Origin of the sequence: Pseudoglutamicibacter cumminsii, from assembly GCF_003143995.1 — a bacterium.
Taxonomy (GTDB): Bacteria; Actinomycetota; Actinomycetes; order Actinomycetales; family Micrococcaceae; genus Pseudoglutamicibacter; species Pseudoglutamicibacter cumminsii_B.
Genome location: NZ_QFWG01000024.1, coordinates 1 through 1039, shown reverse-complemented (window position 1 = coordinate 1039; position 1039 = coordinate 1). Strand labels below are relative to the sequence as shown.

The following is a 1039-nucleotide window of genomic DNA, read 5'->3' as shown; positions in this document are numbered from 1 at the left end:
GGGAGGTGGGGATTGATGAGTCCAGCAGAACGTCGTCGCGAACGACAATTGCCGACACGTCGATCGTTAGAAAACTCGTTGCCGGACGATCCTCGGGAGTTGAAAGCGCTTGCAGCTAGCCTTCTTGTCGACAAGGCGGTGTTAGAGAAAGAACTCGAGCTAGTAAAAAAGACGAGAGCGTCACTCCCGGAGCGCTGAGTAACAGAAATAAGGCCCGGGTCGTTGACGCTTTGCGAGAGTACTTTCCCCTTCCTGAGCTACTGCGGAGTACCGGTTTAAGTTCTTCTAGTTTTTACTATCAAATGGAAGCGATGTCCCGTCCGGACAAGCACGCGACCCTGCGGCAGCTGATCAAAGAGATAGCCAAGACAAGTTTTTACACGTATGGGTATCGCCGCATATGGTTCGAACTCAGGCATCGTGGAATTGTCGTTAGCGAGAAAATCGTGCGTCGTTTGATGAGCGAAGAAGGAATACGTGTCCGCTTCGCTAAGAAGAAGCTCCGGTATTCAAGCTATGAGGGAGAAATATCGCCAGCTCCTCCCAATCTTGTGCGGCGCTGCTTTCAGGCGGATCAGCCCAACAGGCTTTGGCTGACCGATATCAGTGTCTTTGCCGCTAATAATGGTCGTCTCTATCTTTCAGCAATTATAGATTGTTATGACGGCATGGTGGTGGGATACCGAACCAGCCGCCACCCCACCATGGAACTAGCCGAAGACAGCCTCAAGGATGCTATCCGTTCTCAAGGCATCACTGCCCGATCACGGCTTGTTCTCCACTCAGATCGAGGTGCCCACTATCGTGGGCGTTCCTGGCTGGGCTTAACCAACCAGCTCAATATCACCCGTTCTATGTCACGCAAAGGCTGTTCTCCTGACAATGCTGCTTGCGAAGGATTCTTCGGACGAATGAAAGTCGAGATGTACCACGGCTACGTATGGGAAACAACCGAGAAACTTGCCCGAGCAATCGATAAATACATCTCCTGGTACAACAACCGGCGAATCAAGACAAGCCTCGGCGGGCAAACCATAGC

General features: G+C 51.9%; 1 protein-coding gene. It reads left to right on the top strand.

The features are described 5' to 3' along the window. Positions 1-230: 230 nt before the first annotated feature. Positions 231-1039 (top strand): IS3 family transposase (locus CAY35_RS09420; RefSeq protein ID WP_258265742.1); only part of this gene is annotated, 809 nt, incomplete at its 3' end.